This window comes from Acrocarpospora macrocephala (assembly GCF_009687865.1).
In the GTDB taxonomy this organism is placed as follows: Bacteria; Actinomycetota; Actinomycetes; order Streptosporangiales; family Streptosporangiaceae; genus Acrocarpospora; species Acrocarpospora macrocephala.
Window position 1 is genome coordinate 73,964 of sequence record NZ_BLAE01000003.1, and the last position, 17,043, is coordinate 91,006.

Below are 17,043 nucleotides of genomic sequence, written 5' to 3' on the forward strand. Positions count from 1 at the left end.
AGCGGCAGCCGTACCCCGTCAGCCTTTGACGGCCCCCGCGGTCAGGCCGCTGACGATGTATTTCTGCAGCCACAGGAAGACGCCGACCGTGGGGATCGCGGTCAGCAGCGTTCCCGCGGCGAACATGCCGAAGTTGGCGTTGCGTACGTCGTTGCCGAGCATGCCGAACATGCCCACCGCCAGGGTCTTGGTCTCCGGGTCGCGGAGGAAGACGCTGGCGACGATGAACTCGCTGATGATGCCGATGAAGGCCAGCAGCCCGGTGACCGCGATGATCGGGGTGACCAGGGGCAGGATGATCCGGAAGAAGATCTGGGCGTGGGTCGCGCCATCGATCGCCGCGGACTGGTCCAGCTCCTTGGGGACGGTGTCCAGGAAACCCTTCATCAGGTAGGTGTTCACGCCCAGCGCGCCGCCCATGTAGAGCAGGAACAGGCCGCCCATCGAGTCGAAGCCGAAGGCGGGCCAGAGCTCGCTCACCCGGGTGAACATCATGATGATGGCGACGATGGCCAGGAACTGCGGGAACATCTGGATCAGCAGCAGCGAGAGCAGGCCCACCCGGCGACCGGCGAACCGCATCCGGCTGAACGCGTAGGCCGCGCAGACGCCCAGGAAGATGCTGGAGAAGGCCGAGATGAGCGCCAGCGCCAGCGAGTTCACCATCCACCGGAGGAACGGGTAGTTCGGGTTGCCGAAGAGCTTCCCGAAATTGTCCAGGGACGCGCCGGTGGGCAGCAGCTCCGAGGAGCCGAGGGTGCCCAGTGGATTGAGGGCCGCCGACAGCACGAACAGGATCGGGAAGACGGCGAACAGGGTGAGGATGATCAGCACCAAGTGCCGCCAGCCCATCTTCCTGAGCCACGTCATGCGTACACCTCCTCTTGGTAACGCGTCCGGCGGAAGGCCAGCGCCGAGATGATCCCGACCAGGATGAAGATGAAGACCGAGATCGCTGCGGCGAAGCCGAACTCGGCGGAGCCGCCCTCGAAAGCCAGCCGGAAGGTGTAGGTGATCAGCAGGTCCGTGCCGCCGACGGTGGTGTTGTCGACGGAGAAGGGCGCGCCGTTGGTGGTCAGCCGGATCGCGTTGAAATTGTTGAAGTTGAACGCGAACGAGGAGATCAGCAGCGGGGTGACCGCGATCAGCAGGAGCGGCAGCGTGACCCGGCGGAAGTTGTGCCAGGGGGTGGCGCCGTCGATCCTGGCGGCTTCGCCGAGTTCGGACGGGATGGCCTGCAGGGCGCCGGTGGTGACGAGGAACATGTAGGGGAAGCCCAGCCACAGGTTCACCAGGATGACCGCGAACCGCGCGCTGACCGGTTCGCCGAACCAGTCGGTGTGCAGGCCGAGCACCCGGTTGATCAGCCCGAAGTCGGTGTTGAACATGTCCCGCCAGACCAGGAACATCGCGAACGCGGGCATCGCGTAAGGCAGCACCAGCAGCACCCGGTACAGGCGCGTGCCCCGCACCTTCACGCCGTGCAGGGCGAGTGCGGCGATCAGGCCGATCCCGAACGTGCCGAGCACGCTGGCGGCGGCGAAGAGCAGGTCCCAGGCGAACAGGCTCAGGAAGTGCGCCGAGATCCGCGGATCGGTGAAGACCCGGGTGAAGTTCGAGAACCCGACATTGACCTGCCAGCCCTGGGCGAGCCGGGACCCGTCGGCGGCGACGAAAGCGCCCTCATCCGGATCGGCCGTCCATTTCTGCCCGGTCGCGCTGTCGGTGACGCAGTCGCAGTCCGGCGCGTACGCCTTCGCGGCCCGCCCTTCGAAAGCGCGGCTCAACCCGTTCGCCTTGATCGCGCCCGCGGCGGTCGGCACGGTCAGGGCGGAGATCTCCGCGCCCCGGGCCGCCGCCTGCGGAATCGTCAGGACCTGGAACCCCGGCGCGCTGAGCACCTTGCCGGTCAGCCCGAGCTCGGCGCCCGAGACGGGTTCCAGGCCGGTTGCCGTACCCGCCTGGACCTGCTTGGTGGCGGTGTCGACCAGCAGGAAGACCAGCTCGCCGTCGCGTACGGCGACCGACAGGTTGTACTCGGGGGAGCCGGGGACCTGGGCGACCGACGAGGTCTGGATGGAGGTGATCGCCTCTTCCTTGGTGCCCCGGTGGCCCTCGCCGAAGTTGGTGAAGGCCGTGCTCAGGGTGAAGAGCACCGGGAAGATCTGGAAGGCGATCAGGAACACCGTGCCGGGAACCAGGTATTTCAGCGGCAGGTGCCGTCGGCTGAGGTAGACGTAGGCGATCAGCGCGGTGGCGGCGGCCAGGACCGTCAGGCCGGTCCAGCTCTCCGCCGCGATCAGCGGCGGCGCGGCGTAGAACGCGACGGCGGAGCCGACCGCGAGCACGAGGATCCGGCTCACCACGAACCCGGTGCTCAGCTCCCGCCGGGGGCGGGGGAGCGCGCGCCGATGCCCGGAGGGCGGGGAGTCGTTCCCCGCCCTGGGCTTCGTCTTCACTTCTCGATGGCCTCGGTGATCGCCTTGTTGGCGGCGGCCGCGGCCTTCGCCGGGTCACCGCCGTTGATGACGGCGGCCTCGGCCACGCCGAACGGCTGCCAGATGGCGGCCATCTGCGGGATCGCGGGCATCGGGATGCCGGTCTTGCCGGCCTCGATGAACTTGCCCATGTCCGGGTTGGCGGCCTTGGCCTGGTCCAGGGCGGCGGTCAGCGCCGGCGGGCGCGGGTCGGCGTTGTAGAGGGCCATCGCCACGTCCGGGTTGGTCACGTAGTTGGTGACGAACTCCTGCGCGAGCGCCTTGCTCTTGCCCTTGCTGGCGACGTAGAAGGTCTGCACGCCCACGAACGGGGTGGCGGGGTCACCGCCGTCGAAGGCGGGCACGGCGGTCACGTCGTAGCTGATCCCGGCCTTCTTCACATCCGCGATCGCCCACGGGCCCGAGATCAGGTAGGCACACTTGCCGGACGCGAACGTCGCGATCGTGTTGTCGTTGCCCAGCGACGTCTTGAGCGCGCCGACGCCCTTCTTGCCCAGCTCGTTGAGCTTGGTGAACGCCGGAGCCGAGTCGCCGACCGTGATCTTGGTGGGGTCGGGGTCGCCGCTGGCGGTGGTGCCGAACAGGGAACCGCCCGCAGAGGAGTAGAACGGGTAGATGTGGTAGGCGTCGCCTTCCTGGCCGACCGGGACGCAGAGGATCTCCGACACCTTCCCGGCCTTCTTCAGCGCCTGGCCGCTCTCGATCAGCGCCTCCACCGACGCCGGGGCTTCGGGTGCCAGCGCGGTGTTGCGGATCAGGCCCAGGTTCTCCACCGCGTACGGCGCGCCATAGGTCTGCCCGCCGAAGGTGACCGCCTTGATGGCGATCTCCTGGAAGGCGCTCTTCTGCTCCGCGGTGAGCTGGACCGGGTCGATCGAGCCGTTCTGGACGAGGTTGCCGATCCAGTCGTGCGCGGCGATCAGCACGTCGGGACCGCTGCCCTGCTGGGAAGCGGTGAGGAACTGGTTCTGGAGCTCCTCGGCGATCTCCTTGATCTCGACGGTGACGCCGTTCTCCTTGCCGAACTGCTCGGTGAACGGCTTGAGCGCGGCCGTACGGACCGGGTCGGCCCAGATGACGAGCTTGCCGTTGCCCTTGTCGACGGCGGGAGCCGAGGCGGGGGCGGAATCGGCGGGGGCGGCGGCCGGCTGGTCGCTGCCGCAGGCGGTCAGTCCGAGCACGATGCCGAGCAGGGCGGCACTCAGACCCGCGGCGCGCTTGCGCATGGGTTTCTCCTCTGAAGGGGTCAGGCCCGCAGTCGCGGTCCTCGGGGGAATCCACCGTTGGTGCCGCGAAGTTAGCAACCCATTGCAAGAACTGGAAGAGTTTTCAACCAGCCAACATCAGGCTTGGGCGGGCTGTACGGCAAAACGCGAGCTTGCAGCGTTCTTGCACAGTCGCCGAGACCTAATCGTTAGGAAATATCCAGCTAAATCAGCACGCGTTGGGGCGATTTTGCCTCCGATCTTGGTTGGAAGCTTGCTGCAAGTTTCTGGACCCACGTTGCCGTCCTTCGGCCGTCCTGGGCAGCACGAAGCCAGCCCAGGACGACCAGAAGACGATCAGACAGGGGAAATCAGGCCGGGCGCTCGGTCCGGTCGCCGGACCAGTCCGTGTGGAAGGTCCCGTCACGGTCGATCCGGCGGTAGGTGTGTGCGCCGAAATAGTCGCGCAAGCCCTGGATGAGCGCGGCGGGCAGCCGCTCCCGGCGCAGCCCGTCGTAGTAGGCCAGCGCCGAGGAGAAACCAGGCGTCGGCACGCCGATTTGCGCGGCCGTGGACACCACCCGCCGCCAGGCCTGCTGGGCCTCGCTCAGCGCCTCGGCGAACGCCGGGTCGGCCAGCAGCGTGGGCAGCCCAGGATTCGCCTCGTACGCCGCCCGGATCCGGTCCAGGAACCGGGCCCGGATGATGCAGCCACCTCGCCAGATCGTCGCCATCGCGCCGCGGTCGATGTTCCAGCCGTATTCCTCGCTGGCGGCGGTGATCTGGTCGAAGCCCTGGGCGTACGCGATGATCTTGGATGCGTACAGGGCCAGCCGGACGTCCTCCACCAGGGAGTAGTTCGGCGCGGTCCCGTTCGGCCCTTGCAGGTGGCGCGCGGCGTCCCGCTGCTCCGGGTGGCCGGACAGCGCGCGGGCGAACACCGCCTCGGCGATGCCGGTCACCGGCACCCCCAGATCCAGCGCGCTCGTCACGGTCCAGCGGCCGGTGCCCTTCTGCTCGGCCTGGTCCACGATCACGTCCACCAGCGGCTGCCCGGAGGCGTCCACATGATCGAGCACCTCGGCGGTGATCTCGATCAGGTACGACTCCAGGTCGCCCCGGTTCCACTCCCGGAAGATCTCCGCCAGCTCGGCGGGGGAGCGGCCCAGCGCCTGCCGGAGCAGGTCGTAGGCCTCCGCGATGAGCTGCATGTCGGAATACTCGATGCCGTTGTGCACCATCTTCACGAAGTGCCCGGCGCCGTCGGGGCCGACGTGCACGCAGCACGGCACGCCGTCCACCTGGGCCGCGATGCTCTCCAGCATCGGCCCCAGGTCCCGATACGCCTCCGCGGCGCCGCCCGGCATGATGCTCGGGCCGTTGAGCGCGCCCTCCTCGCCGCCGGAGATGCCCGTCCCGACGAAGTGCAGCCCGCGCTCCTTCAGCGCGGCCTCCCGGCGCCGGGTGTCGGTGAACTGCGCGTTGCCGCCATCGATGATCATGTCGCCCGGTTCCATGTGGGCGGCCAGTTCCTCGATCACCGCGTCGGTGGCGGGACCGGCCTGCACCATGATGATCGCGCGGCGCGGGCGGCGGAGCGAGGTCACGAACTCGGCCATCGAGCTCGCGGGCAGGAACGCGCCCTCGTCCGAATGATCCGCCATGAGCTGCTTGGTCTTGCTCTCCGAGCGGTTGTGCACCGCCACCACGTAGCCGTGGTGGGCGAAGTTCCTGGCCAGGTTGCGGCCCATTGTCGCCAGGCCGGTGACTCCGATGTCTGCTGTCTCCATGAGCCGCTCCTTTCCTTGAGGCCAGGTCAGTAACCGTACGACGAGCCCCCGGCTTTACTCGGCGTCGGGGTGGGGGTTGCGGATGCGGATGGAGTCGCGGACGCCCCGGTGCCTGCTGCGGCGGCGTTGGACGGCTTCAGCAGCCCCAGCAGACCATGCTGGGCCTTGCTGATCCCGGCCGAGAACCAGAGCGAGTTCACGCCGCCGTTCTCGGCGGTCCCACGTTCCAGATCCCACAGACCCTCGATCGCGATCGGCGAACCGTTGGCGTTGCGCAGCGGGCCGAGGTAACGGCCGTTACGTGGATTGTAGGCGTTGACCCAGCCATCGCCGAAGTTGCCCACCAGCAGGGCGCCGGAGAACCCGCCGAAGCCCTGCGGCGCGATCGTCATCGCCCACGGCGCGTTGAGCGCGCCCCGGTTGACGACCCGCCCGAGGAACCGGCCGTTCGCGTTGAACTGGCTGACGAAGCCCTTGCCCTTGCCAGGCACGACCTTGCCCGTGGCGTTGTCGCGCACGGCGTACGCGACCAGGACCGAGTTGCCGACGATCTCGACGTTCCACGGCGAGTAGGTGGCGGGCATGGTCGGGTCGCGGAACTGCCAGCGCGCCAGCCGTACCCGGTTGAAGTCGCTGTCGAAGACGTGCACCTTGCGGTGCGAGAACGACGGCGCCAGCAGGAACTGGCCCTTGTTGGTCTCCATCAGGGCCAGGCCCTTGTAGTCGGCGTTGCGGGTGAACGCGGCGATCTGGGCGTTCTTCGCGTCCACCTCGGCGTTCCACGCGGTGATCGCGCCGGACGGGCTGGAGAAGATGAACGTGGCCGGTTTGCCCTTGATGGTGAAGCCGTCGCCCTTGTTGACGACCTGCCCGGTGGGCGCGCCGCCCGGGATGGCGACCTCGGTCTGCTCCTTCTTGACCGCGCCGGAGTAGACGGTCGCGGTGCCGGTGCCGGTGCCCGACACCCAGAGGGTCTTGCCCATGGCGAGCCCCCACGGGTTGACCAGTTTGGGGTCGGTGACGGTGGCTTTGCCCGCCACGTCGGAGACGAGGTTGACCTGGCTGAACCGGGTCGCCAGGCCTCTGGGTGTGTGTTTCGCCGTCGCTTTGGGTTTAGATTTCGTGGCCGGGGTTTTCGTGGTCGCGTGCGCCGTGCCGGGGATGCTCAGGATGAGAGCGCCGACACAGAGAACGGCGATGCGTGATCGCATCGAGCCTCCTAGAAACCTGCTCGGGGTTCTTGACTGCTGAGGTAGCTGAGTTCGCGAAGCTCCCTTACGGGCCGAGATACGCGGACGTTTCAGGTTCGGTTCAGCCGATCCAAAACCTGGTAATCAGATAGGCTTTGTGGAGTTAACGACCCGGCAAAGCTCGGCGGCCGCCGGGACCTGGGCGTCTATCGTCGTCGTGTGATCAACGGAGACCCGCACGTGTTCCTACCGCAGCCTGCCCTTTCGGCCGTCGCAGTCCCCCCGCCCGGCGAGGGCCCCGGCTTCTGGGCGGGCGCCCCCAGCGCCGTCGCCGCCGACGGCTTCGTCTACCTCGCCTACCGGCTGCGCCGCCCCGTCGGCGAGGGCCGCGGGTACGCCGTGGTGGTGGCCCGCTCGGCCGACGGCCAGACCTTCGAACCCCTGCTCACCATCACCAAAGAGCAGATGCACACCGAATCCCTGGAACGTCCCACACTCGTCCGCACACCCGCCGGTTCCTGGCGGCTCTACCTCAGTTGCGCGACGTACGGCACGAAACACTGGCGGGTGGAACTCCTCGAAGCCGCCACCCCCGCCGCCTTCGACCCCGCCCAGGCCCGCGTGGTCCTCCCCGGCGACCTCAAAACCGGCGTCAAGGACCCCGTCATCGTCCACCACGACGGCATCTGGCATCTGTGGGCGTCCTGTCACCCGCTGGAAATCCCCGCCGAAGCCGACCAGATGGTCACCGACTACGCCACCAGCCCCGACGGCCTCGACTGGACCTGGCACGGCACCGCCCTCGACCGCCGCCCCGGCCACTGGGACTCCCGCGGCGTCCGCGTCTCCGCCGTCCAGTTCACCCCCGACGGCCTCACCGCCTACTACGACGGCCGCGCCTCCGCCACCGAAAACTACGAAGAACGCACCGGCCTGGCCACCGGCCCCGACCCTTCCACCCTCACCGCCCACGGCCTCACCCCCCACGCCCAATCCCCGTACGGCGGCCTCCGCTACCTGGAAATCCTCCCCCTCCCCACCGGCCACACCCGCCTCTACTACGAGTACACCCGCCCCGACGGCGCCCACGAACTCCGCACCGAACTCCTGCAACCCCACCAGGATTGAGAAACCGGCAGGCGTCACAGCCGCCGGGTTTCGAGATCCACATCAAGAACGAGCACAGGACCTGCAGATCGTCCGCAGCGATCTCGATCCGCACGCGGGCGTCCTCGGGCTCGCCCAACTGCCGGTCGACGGCATCTACACGCCTGAGCGGGTCCGGCAGCTCGTCGACAGCGCCGTCGCCTGAGGTCCAGGAGGTTCCGACGCTCGAGTGTCAGTGCGGGCAATGCTGATGTGGCGTGGACGTACGGGTTGAATGATGTTGGCGGGTCGCCGCTAACGGTTCGAGGTGCCGGCGCGAGCCCGAGGCAGCAGGGCTCGTCTACTCCCCCGCCACGCGCAGGATGACACCGTGGCGTTTGCACCATCGGGTGACGTCGTCGGTGGCTCGTTCGGTGATGATCATGTCGATGCGGTTGAGCTGGCAGACGGTGACGAAGTCGCTGGTGCTGAACTTGCTGCTGTCCATGGGGACGATGACGCGGCGGGCCCGATCGATGACGGCCTGTTTGATCTGGGCTTCGGCCACGTCGGCGACGCTGATGCCGTCTTCGGTGAGTCCGCTGGCGCCGATGAAGGCGATGTCGACGTGGAAGCGGGTGAGGTTGTCCAGGGCGACCGGGCCGATGAGGGAGCCGCCGAGGGGGCGGACCTGGCCTCCGATCAGGGTGTGCCGGATGCCGGGTCGGCCGGCGACGAGGTTGGCCACGCCGAGGGCGTTGGTGAGGATGTTGACGTCGAGGTTGTCGAGGCCTTCGGCGATGCCCTGCACGGTGGTGCCGGAGTCGAGGAAGACCGACTCGCCGCGGGTTATCTCGTCGCGGCAGGCCGTGGCGATGAGCTTCTTGGCTTCGCGGTGCTGGAAGCCGCGGTCGTGGAGTGGCACCTCGGAGTGGGACTGGACGGCGATCGCGCCGCCGTGCGTGCGTTGCAGCAGCCGAAGCCGTTGAAGTTCGTCGAGATCCTTGCGGATGGTCGGTTCGGTGACGCCGAGCAGCTCGACGAGTTCGGCGATCCGGACCCGGCCCTGCGCGGCGACGGCGTCAACGATTCGCTGGCGTCGTTCTTCGGCGAAGACAGGCTGTTCCCTCGGCATGCGCGACACTGTAGTCAGCTCCTCCCTCCGCCGGGTGTGGGCGGTGCGAGCCCGGCGGCGACCACTCGCTGCAGGGCGAGTTGGTGCTCGGTGGGGTCGGGCATCTTGCGGGGTACGGTGACCAGTCGCGCGTTCGGGATCCAGTTGCTGACGGTGCGGGCCAGTTGCTCGGGATGCACCGGGTCGTCCGGGGCGGCGACGACGAGGGTCTCCACCTGGAGACGGTGGTAGGCGTCGCGGTTGGGGAGTGGCAGGCTGCTGGGAATGTCGGCGAGCACCCGGGACCGTTCGGCCGCGTGAGAGCGAGTGAACTGGCCGAGCAGGGAGTCGGCCATGGCCGGGGCCGTCTCGTTCATGGACTGGTACTCGGGAGTGGCGCGGAAGGCGACGCTGCCGGCTTCGGGCCCGAAGGCGTCGATGAGGCGTGCGATCAGGGGGAAGGGCGCGAGGTTCGGTGGAGGGCACCGGTCGAGCCAAGAGGGGCGGATCAGGATCAGGCGTTCGACGAGGTCCGGACGGTCGTCCGCCAGGGCGACGGCGATCCCGGCGCCCATGGAGACCCCCACGACCGGCATCGCCTTGATCGGTAGTTTCCCCTCTTCTCGCAAGGTGTCGAGAAGATCCGCGACCAGGGCGGCGAATTCCGCGAAGGTGAGAGACTCCTCGGCCGTCAGCTCCGTATCGCCGTGGCCGGGCATGTCGGGGGCGATCCGGGTGGCACGGACGTCGCCGGGCAGGAGGCCGAGCGCCTGTCGCCGGTCTCCTCCAAGGCCGTGCAGCAGCAGTACGGGCGGTCCGTCGCCGGTGAGGCTGTAGGTGATGGGGGCTCTCATCGGTTCTCGGCCTTGGCATACCAGCGAAGCAGGTCCGCATGGACACGGGCGGCGTCGTCCTCGTCGGCATCCTGGACGATGAGTGGCACGGGAGCGAGCCGGCCCAGCTGGGTGAACAGGGCCGGATAGTCCATCAGCCCGGCACCGGCGGCGGAGTAGCCGGACGGGACGACGTCCTTGGCCTGGAGTCCGAGGACACGCGCTCCGAGCAGGTCGATGGCCTCGCCGACGACCTGTTCCTGCTGCGCGACGGTCTGCGGGCTCAGGAGGTTGGCGGGGTCGAGCACGATACCGATGGGCGCGTCGTCGCCGAGTTCGCCGAGGAGCCGGGCCGCGGTCACGGCGTCGCGAACGACGTTGCCGTGTTCGGGTTCCACGCCGAGCCGGATGCCGGCGTCGCGCGCTGCTTCGAGGAGCGGGTCGAGGGTGCGGCGTAGGTCGGTCCAGGCGGACGGGTCGGTGTTGCCGGGGTGGGCTCGCCACATGTTGTCCGGGTCGCGGGTACCGGTGCAGAGCGTGACGACGTCGGCGCCGAGCTCGCCGACGAGGGCGATCAGCCGGACGGCCTGATCGGTCTGGCGGGCACGCAGCGCGGTGTCGGGGTGGATGACGTTGAAGGTGCCGGAGACGCTGGGGATGGCCAGGCCGGCGGCGTCGAAGGCCTCCCGCACCTCGGCGAATCGCGTGTCGCTGACGCCGGCGGCCAGGGTCGGCTGTCCGACGGCGGCGAAGTTCCAGTGGGCGAGGGCGTATCCGGCTCCGGCGACGGCGGCCGCGACTTCGACCGGGCTGTCGCGGCGGAAGGTGCGCGCGAAGATTCCCAGCCGGGGAGCCAGGTCGGCGGTGGTCACAGTTTGACCTCGGTGCCCGTCTCGACCGCCGCCGCGGTGGCGTCGATCAGCCGGATGGCCCGCAGCCCGTCGAGAACGTCCGGGACGGGCCGGCCGCCGTCACGGATGGTGCGGGCGAACGCCTCGGCCTGCCGTTCGTAGGCGTCGCCGTCGGTGAGCTCCGGGACGGTCGTCTCCCCTCCCGCGTAGGCGTGCACGGTGGAGGCACGCCGGTAGAAGGGGAAGTGGGTGTCGACCCGAACGGTGCCGGTCGAGCCGAACACCTCGATGCCCTCGGCGGGCGCCCCGGGCACGTCCACGGTGACGCTGACCGTGCCGATGGCACCGGACGCGGTGGTCAGCAGGATCTGCCAGATCTGGTCCCGGCCGTCCTCGCGGTGCCGGGAGACGATGGAGGCGACGTCACCCAGCAGGAAGCGGACGGTGTCGAAGACATGCGCTCCGTGGGTGGCGAGCAGGTAGCGGCGACGGTCGGCCTTGAAGGCGGCTTCGGTCTGGCGGGCGGCCATGTCGGCGTAGATGGGTGGGAACAGGGTGGCCTCGATGCCGGGGCGCAGGTCACCGATGCGGTACCAGGCGTTGAACGAGCGGGGCTCGCCGAGCCGTTCGGTGATGAACCGCCGGGCGTACTCGACTCCCTGGTCATGCCGCTTCATCGCACCGACCTGCAACACCAGCCCGGTCTCCGCCACCAGCACGGCCAGCACCTCGGCCTCCTGCACGGTGGAGGCCAGGGGCTTCTCCACGAGCACGTGCTTGCCGGCCTTCAGCGCCGCCGCGGCGATCGAGTAGTGGAATCGGTCCGGCGCGGCGACGACCACCGCCTCGACCGACGGGTCCGCGAACACCTGCGCCTGGTCGGTGTACGCCGCCGGGATGCCGTAGCGGCCGGCGACCGCGCGGGCGACGTCCTGGCTCGGGTCGCTGACCGCGACGAGTTCCACTCCTTCCGCCTTCTCCAGCGCCGGCAGGTGCGCCGCCTGGGCGATGCGGCCGCAGCCGACGAGTGCCAGGCGGACGTTTTCCTTCATGAGCTCTCCCTGGGATGTCGATCTCACAACTTTCCTTTGGCCCCTTGCAAGGTTCGTTTGCTTCCTGTTTAGTTACAAAAAACCGGAAAACGAAGCGATTCGAGCATAACAGAATCAAAACGAAAGTCTCTTGTTAAGGAGACCGCTCCGGCCCCCCACCCCTCGGAGAGGCACAGAAATGAAGCGAAGCCACATCGCGACCGCCGCCGGACTCGTCCTCGTCGCCGCCCTGAGCACCGGCTGCGGGAACGGGTCGACCGGCTCGGCCTCGTCGGGTTCGGGCGACGGCGGGACCGATGGCGGGACCATCGCGTTCCTGCTGAAGGAGAACAAGACCGCCCGGTGGGAGATGTTCGACAGGCCGTACTTCACCGAGGCGCTCAGTGTGCAGTGCCCGGCATGCAAGCTGCTCTACAACAACGCCGAGCAGGACTCGGCCAAGCAGCAGGCCCAGGCCGACGCGGCGCTGGCCAACGGAGCCAAGGTGCTCGTGATCACTCCGGTCGACTCCAAGGCGTCCGCCGCCATCGCCCAGAAGGCCAAAGCTCAGAACGTCCCGGTGATCGCCTACGACGCCCTGGTCCAGAACGCGCCGATCGACTTCTACGTCTCCTTCCAGAACGAGGAGGTCGGCAAGCTGCAGGGCGACGCGCTGGTGAAGAAGCTGACCGACGACGGCACCATCACCAAGGGCCAGATCGTGATCATCAACGGTGCGCCCACCGACGCCAACGCCGCCCAGTTCAAGAAGGGCGCCCACACCGCGCTCGACGGCAAGGTCACCGTGGGCCGGGAGTACGACACCCCCGACTGGAGCCCCGACAAGGCGCAGACCCAGATGCAGCAGGCCATCACCGCGCTCGGCAAGGACAACATCGTCGGCGTCTACGCCGCCAACGACGGCACCGCCGGTGGTGCCGTCGCGGCGATGCGCAGCGCCGGGTTCACAACCATCCCCCCGCTCACCGGCCAGGACGCCGAACTCGCCGCCATCCAGCGGATCGTCGCCGGTCAGCAGTACATGACCGTCTACAAGGCGATCAAGCCGGAGGCCACCGCCGCCGCCACCGCCGCAGTGGCGCTGCTCAAGGGCCAGAAGCCCGCCTCCAACATCGCCGTCGACAACGGCGCCGGCCAGGTCCCGTCCCAATTGCTCGTACCGGTCGCGGTGACCATCGATAACATCAAGGACACCTTGATCAAGGACGGCTTCTACACCCGCGACGAGATCTGCACCGCCGAGTTCGTCGCAGCCTGCACAGAAGCCGGTCTCTGATGGTCGCGGCCACCCTGGAAGCCGTCGGCATCAGCAAACGCTACGAAGCGGTGCGGGCGCTGGACGACGCTCACTTCGCGGCGTATCCCGGCTCGGTCGTCGCTCTCGTGGGCGACAACGGGGCGGGCAAGTCCACCCTGGTCAAAGCCATCTCTGGAGCCGCACCGGCCGGCGAGGGCGTGATCCTCTTCGAAGGCCAGCCGGTGAGCATGCGCCAGCCGGCCGATGCCACCTCCCTGGGTATCGCCACGGTGTTCCAGGATCTCGCCCTGTGCGACAACCTCGACGTGGTCGCCAACCTCTACCTAGGCCGTGCGCGGACCAGGGGAATCGGGCGGCTCATCGGATGGCGCGACGAGACCGCCATGGAGATCCACGCCAACGAGCTGCTCACCAGCCTGGCCGTCAGCATCCCCTCCGTCCGGACCCCGGTCGGGTCCCTGTCCGGCGGTCAGCGGCAGTCCGTGGCCATCGCCCGCGCTCTGCTGGCCAGCCCCAAGCTGGTCATTCTCGACGAGCCCACGGCCGCCCTCGGCGTCAGCCAGACCCGGCAGGTCCTCGACCTCGTCACCCGTCTGAAGGACAACGGCCTCGCCGTTGTGCTGATCAGTCACAACCTCGGTGACGTCTTCAGCGTCGCCGACCGCATCGAGGTCCTGCGCCTCGGCAAGAACAACGGCAGCTTCATCACCAAGGAGACCACCCCCGCGGATGTCGTCGCCGCCATCACCGGCGCGACCGATGACAAGATCGCGCAGTACCTGGCCTCCGCGGAGCGGAAACACAACGCCCCCGCCGGGGGCCCGGAGCGGAACCCGCAATGACCACCTCACCAAGCCCCGATCCCCGGCTGATCGCCACCGGCAACAACGTCCGCTCCTACGCTCAGTCCTGGGGCCGCCGGGTTCGCCACGGCCAACTCGGCGTCCTTCCCGTCGTCCTCGGGCTGATCGTCATCGCCGTCGTCTTCCAGACGGCGAATCCCAACTTCCTGACCCCCCTCAACCTCACCAACCTGACGCTGCAGGTCGCCGCGACCGGCACCATCTCCGTCGGGATCTTCCTCGTGCTGCTGCTCGGTGAGGTCGACCTGTCCGTCGGCTCGATCAGCGGCGTCTGCGCCGCCGTCCTCGGCGTCCTGGTCGTCAACCAGGGCTTCGGCACCGCCGCCGCGATCCTGACCGCGGTCGCCGTCGGCATCGCCATCGGGCTCTTCCAGTCCCTGTTCATCGCCCGGCTCGGAGTACCCGCCTTCGTCGTCACGCTCGCCGGTCTCATCGCCTGGCAGGGGCTGCAGCTCTACATTCTCGGCGGCCAGGGCACCATCAACCTGCCCACCGGCGGAATCACCGAGCTCACCTCCACCTTCCTGTCGCCCGCCGTCTGGTGGTCGCTGGTCGCGGCGATCATCGTGATCAACCTCGCCGTCCAGCTCAACGAACGCCGCCAGCGCCGCAACGCGGGACTCCCCGCCCGCTCGCTGGTCCAGATCGCCCTTCGTCAGACGCTTCTGATCAGCATCCTCGCGGCCGCCGGAATCGTTCTGAGTCAGGACCGTGGCGTTCCGCTCGCACTGGTGATCTTCACCGGATTCGTCGTCATCGTCGGCATCGTCATGACCCGGACCCGTTACGGGCAGAGCGTGTACGCCGTCGGCGGAAACAGCGAAGCCGCCCGGCGTGCCGGCATGAAGGTGCAGCTCATCCGCACCTCAGTGTTCGTTATCGCCGGCATGTTCGCCGCCATCGGCGGCATCCTCGCCGCCTCCCGGTTGTTCGCCGTCAGTCAGTCCAGCGGCTCCGGCGACGTCCTGCTGAACGCCATCGCCGCCGTCGTCATCGGCGGCACCAGCCTGTTCGGCGGCCGCGGCACCGCCTACTCCGCGCTGCTCGGCACCCTCGTCATCGGCTCCATCTCCAACGGCATGGACCTGCTCGGCCTCAACTCCTCCATCAAACTGATGATCACCGGCGGGGTGCTACTCGCCGCCGTCACACTCGACACCCTCGCCCGCCGTGGACGGCAGGCGTGAGCTCAGCCACACTCGGCCTGGATATCGGCGGCACCAAGATCGCATCCGGGCTGGTCGGCCTCGACGGCACCGTCGCCGAGGCCGACGCCACCCCGACCCTCGGATCCGGCCGGCAGGTCGTCGACCAGGTCGCAGAGATCATCGACACCTACCGCACCCGTCACCCCATCGACACCGTCGGCCTGGCCGTCCCCGGTGGAGTCGACCCCCGCACCGGGATCATCACCGCCGCACCGAACCTCGCCTGGCTCGGCCTAGACCTCGCCGACCGCCTCCACACCCACCTGCCGTCCTCGATCTTCGTACATGTCGACAACGATGCCGGTGCCGCCGCATGGGCCGAGCATCGCTTCGGCCGACACCGGGACGGAGACTCCCTGCTGCTGGTCACCGTCGGGACCGGCCTCGGCGGCGGAGTCGTGGCCAACGGCGCACTCGTCCGCGGCTTCACCGGCGCCGGCGGCGAGATCGGGCATCTACCGCTCCTACCAGGCGGACGGACGTGCGAGTGCGGGTCACACGGGTGCTGGGAACAGTACGCGAGCGGGCAAGCCCTGCACCGCGCCGCACAAGCAGCCGGTTGGGACACCGCGACAGCGGGATACGACATCCTCCGCGCAGCGCATCAAGGTGACAGCGAGGCAGCCGACGTGGTCGCAGGGGTGGCGGCCCATTTGGTGCACGGAATCATGATCTTGACGGCGATCCTCGACCCTGCTCGGGTGCTGCTCGGCGGTGGGCTGGGCACCGACCCGCTCTTTCACTTCTTCGTGCAGGAAGCCGCCGCGCAAGCGGAACTCACCCCGCCCCGGGCACGCGTTCCCCTCCACCCGGCCTCGCTGGGAGTGATGGCAGGCGTCATCGGTGCCGCCGACCTCGCCCGGCACGCCACCTGCGGCATCGCGACCCGCGCATGAGCGGACCGCCGCTCGTGCCCTTGGCGAACGAGCCCGTGATCGTCTCGCGGGGCGCTTGGCGGTCTGCGGCTCCTGCCATCACCATGGCAGCCTGGGGCGGCAACCACTTCTCCCCATTGGGCTTGGCGGCTCCCTACCCGCCGACCGCCGTGACAGGGCAAGGTCCAGGGCCGCGTAAGAAGGTCAGCCTCGGGGGCGGCCGTTGCGGGATTGGGATTGGCCGGTGGGGCGGGTGCCTACCAGGCCGCCGGAGCGGGGGCGGGGGCGGAGCCAGTCGGAGAAATCCTCGGTTGTGGTGGATTGCAGGAGGGTGATGTCGGGGGCGAAGTGGGGGAGGAGGGACTGGCGTTGGGTCCAGGTGAGGGGTTGGCGGGGGTTGGCGCGGTGCTGGAGGAGGCGGGTGAGGGGGGCGGTCAGGCGTTGGCCGGCGAGGCGGTCGGATAGGCGGACCAAGTGGGAGAGGAGGCGGTGGCGAGGGGTCTCGGCGGGGTGGGCGGTGACGTTCTCGCGGGGGATCGTGGTGAGGATGTCCTGGTCGACGTCGAGGAAGGCGCAGATGCGGTTGAGGGTGGGGGCGGGGCGGTCGAGGAGGTCGCGGTAGCGGAAGAGCAGGACCTGGTCGCGGGGGAAGAGGGTGTAGAGGTGGGCGAGTTGCTCGCCGTAGCGGCCCAGGGAGATGTAGTGCCAGAAGGGGGCCCAGCCGGCGCGGATGCGCTGGGGTTCCTGGGCGCATGCTTCCAGGAAGTCGCCGATGGGTTCCAGGCCGGCGGACCAGAGGTGGGTCCAGTTGGAGTGGGCGCGTTCGACCGGGTCGCGGAGGGTGACGATGAGCTTGGCGTGCGGGATCAGGTTGTGGATCCGGCGCTGGGCCTCGCGGTCGTACAGGTAGAACGGGGTGGATTCGCCGTTGACGGAGCCGGGGCGGAACAGGGCCTCGTAGTCGGGGCGGCGCCAGATGTGCTCGCGGTAGGTGTCGGCGTCGCCGGGGCCGCCGGTGGTGGGGGGCGGGCCGTCGGTGAGGAAGAACTTGGGTTCCTTGACGGCGGACAGGTGCAGCTGGGGGTGGCCGGCCAGGGCGGCGTGCAGGGCGGTGGTGGCGGCCTTGGGCGCGCCGATCACCAGGAAGTCGGGCAGCGGCATGGGCAACCTCCTACTTTTCCTACAAATTTAGTTGGTAATTACCTCCCCTGCAAAGAGGC

At 68.7% G+C, this 17,043-nt stretch carries 15 protein-coding genes; 5 read left to right on the top strand and 10 right to left on the bottom strand.

Going from position 1 to position 17,043, the window contains the following annotated elements; translation table 11 throughout:
- Positions 1-18: 18 nt before the first annotated feature.
- The 5 genes from Amac_RS00370 to Amac_RS00390 form a co-directional block, all read right to left on the bottom strand.
- Complete coding sequence (locus tag Amac_RS00370; RefSeq protein ID WP_218040801.1) at positions 19-870, bottom strand: sugar ABC transporter permease; 852 nt, start codon at positions 868-870, stop codon at positions 19-21.
- Positions 867-2,459, bottom strand: coding sequence for an ABC transporter permease subunit (locus Amac_RS00375; protein ID WP_218040802.1), 1,593 nt, complete (start codon positions 2,457-2,459; stop codon positions 867-869). Before Amac_RS00375 ends, Amac_RS00370 begins: the two co-directional genes overlap by 4 nt.
- A complete protein-coding gene (locus Amac_RS00380) occupies positions 2,456-3,724 on the bottom strand; it encodes a sugar ABC transporter substrate-binding protein (RefSeq protein ID WP_155352229.1) in 1,269 nt (422 codons plus the stop codon). The genes Amac_RS00375 and Amac_RS00380 overlap by 4 nt, the downstream gene beginning before the upstream one ends.
- A gap of 350 nt (positions 3,725-4,074) precedes the next feature.
- Positions 4,075-5,493, bottom strand: coding sequence for an NADP-dependent phosphogluconate dehydrogenase (gnd, locus tag Amac_RS00385; RefSeq protein WP_155352230.1), 1,419 nt, complete (start codon positions 5,491-5,493; stop codon positions 4,075-4,077).
- A gap of 26 nt (positions 5,494-5,519) precedes the next feature.
- Positions 5,520-6,704 (bottom strand): TIGR03118 family protein, encoded by a 1,185-nt coding sequence (locus tag Amac_RS00390; RefSeq protein WP_155352231.1) that lies wholly within the window; start codon positions 6,702-6,704, stop codon positions 5,520-5,522.
- Between the two features lie 198 nt (positions 6,705-6,902).
- Here Amac_RS00390 and Amac_RS00395 point away from each other — a divergent pair, with 198 nt between their 5' ends.
- Positions 6,903-7,811, top strand: a complete 909-nt coding sequence (locus tag Amac_RS00395) for a hypothetical protein (protein ID WP_246267985.1) — start codon at positions 6,903-6,905, stop codon at positions 7,809-7,811.
- 319 nt (positions 7,812-8,130) lie between these two features.
- Here Amac_RS00395 and Amac_RS00400 read toward each other — a convergent pair whose 3' ends face one another.
- From Amac_RS00400 to Amac_RS00415, 4 genes are read right to left on the bottom strand one after another with little or no spacing between them, the layout of a single operon-like run.
- A complete protein-coding gene (locus tag Amac_RS00400) occupies positions 8,131-8,904 on the bottom strand; it encodes a DeoR/GlpR family DNA-binding transcription regulator (protein ID WP_155352232.1) in 774 nt (257 codons plus the stop codon).
- Positions 8,905-8,918: 14 nt separating this feature from the next.
- Entirely contained in the window at positions 8,919-9,737 is an 819-nt protein-coding gene (locus tag Amac_RS00405; protein WP_155352233.1) for an alpha/beta fold hydrolase, read from the bottom strand.
- Complete coding sequence (locus Amac_RS00410) at positions 9,734-10,588, bottom strand: sugar phosphate isomerase/epimerase family protein (RefSeq protein ID WP_155352234.1); 855 nt, start codon at positions 10,586-10,588, stop codon at positions 9,734-9,736. The genes Amac_RS00405 and Amac_RS00410 overlap by 4 nt, the downstream gene beginning before the upstream one ends.
- On the bottom strand, positions 10,585-11,619 hold the full coding sequence (locus Amac_RS00415; protein ID WP_155352235.1) for a Gfo/Idh/MocA family protein: 1,035 nt from the start codon (positions 11,617-11,619) through the stop codon (positions 10,585-10,587). The genes Amac_RS00410 and Amac_RS00415 overlap by 4 nt, the downstream gene beginning before the upstream one ends.
- A gap of 178 nt (positions 11,620-11,797) precedes the next feature.
- Here Amac_RS00415 and Amac_RS00420 point away from each other — a divergent pair, with 178 nt between their 5' ends.
- Genes Amac_RS00420 through Amac_RS00435 form a run of 4 tightly spaced genes read left to right on the top strand, consistent with a single transcriptional unit; the run spans position 11,798 to position 15,844 of the window.
- Positions 11,798-12,895: a substrate-binding domain-containing protein gene (locus Amac_RS00420; protein WP_155352236.1), complete on the top strand. Its 1,098-nt coding sequence runs from the start codon at positions 11,798-11,800 to the stop codon at positions 12,893-12,895.
- Complete coding sequence (locus tag Amac_RS00425; RefSeq protein ID WP_155352237.1) at positions 12,895-13,719, top strand: ATP-binding cassette domain-containing protein; 825 nt, start codon at positions 12,895-12,897, stop codon at positions 13,717-13,719. Before Amac_RS00420 ends, Amac_RS00425 begins: the two co-directional genes overlap by 1 nt.
- Positions 13,716-14,927 carry a sugar ABC transporter permease gene (locus tag Amac_RS00430; RefSeq protein WP_155352238.1) on the top strand — a complete coding sequence of 404 codons (1,212 nt, stop codon included), beginning with the start codon at positions 13,716-13,718 and terminating at the stop codon, positions 14,925-14,927. Before Amac_RS00425 ends, Amac_RS00430 begins: the two co-directional genes overlap by 4 nt.
- A complete protein-coding gene (locus Amac_RS00435) occupies positions 14,924-15,844 on the top strand; it encodes an ROK family protein (RefSeq protein WP_155352239.1) in 921 nt (306 codons plus the stop codon). The genes Amac_RS00430 and Amac_RS00435 overlap by 4 nt, the downstream gene beginning before the upstream one ends.
- A 183-nt stretch (positions 15,845-16,027) precedes the next feature.
- Here the strand turns inward: Amac_RS00435 and Amac_RS00440 are convergent, their stop codons facing one another.
- Positions 16,028-16,984, bottom strand: coding sequence for a sulfotransferase family protein (locus Amac_RS00440; RefSeq protein WP_155352240.1), 957 nt, complete (start codon positions 16,982-16,984; stop codon positions 16,028-16,030).
- Positions 16,985-17,043 lie beyond the last annotated feature (59 nt).

Coding starts and splice junctions, on each gene's coding strand:
- Amac_RS00370 (WP_218040801.1), bottom strand. CDS start 870: ATGACGTGGCTCAGGAAGATGGGCTGGCGGCACTTGGTGCTGATCATC.
- Amac_RS00380 (WP_155352229.1), bottom strand. CDS start 3,724: ATGCGCAAGCGCGCCGCGGGTCTGAGTGCCGCCCTGCTCGGCATCGTG.
- gnd (WP_155352230.1), bottom strand. CDS start 5,493: ATGGAGACAGCAGACATCGGAGTCACCGGCCTGGCGACAATGGGCCGC.
- Amac_RS00390 (WP_155352231.1), bottom strand. CDS start 6,704: ATGCGATCACGCATCGCCGTTCTCTGTGTCGGCGCTCTCATCCTGAGC.
- Amac_RS00400 (WP_155352232.1), bottom strand. CDS start 8,904: ATGCCGAGGGAACAGCCTGTCTTCGCCGAAGAACGACGCCAGCGAATC.
- Amac_RS00405 (WP_155352233.1), bottom strand. CDS start 9,737: ATGAGAGCCCCCATCACCTACAGCCTCACCGGCGACGGACCGCCCGTA.
- Amac_RS00415 (WP_155352235.1), bottom strand. CDS start 11,619: ATGAAGGAAAACGTCCGCCTGGCACTCGTCGGCTGCGGCCGCATCGCC.
- Amac_RS00420 (WP_155352236.1), top strand. CDS start 11,798: ATGAAGCGAAGCCACATCGCGACCGCCGCCGGACTCGTCCTCGTCGCC.
- Amac_RS00425 (WP_155352237.1), top strand. CDS start 12,895: ATGGTCGCGGCCACCCTGGAAGCCGTCGGCATCAGCAAACGCTACGAA.
- Amac_RS00430 (WP_155352238.1), top strand. CDS start 13,716: ATGACCACCTCACCAAGCCCCGATCCCCGGCTGATCGCCACCGGCAAC.
- Amac_RS00440 (WP_155352240.1), bottom strand. CDS start 16,984: ATGCCGCTGCCCGACTTCCTGGTGATCGGCGCGCCCAAGGCCGCCACC.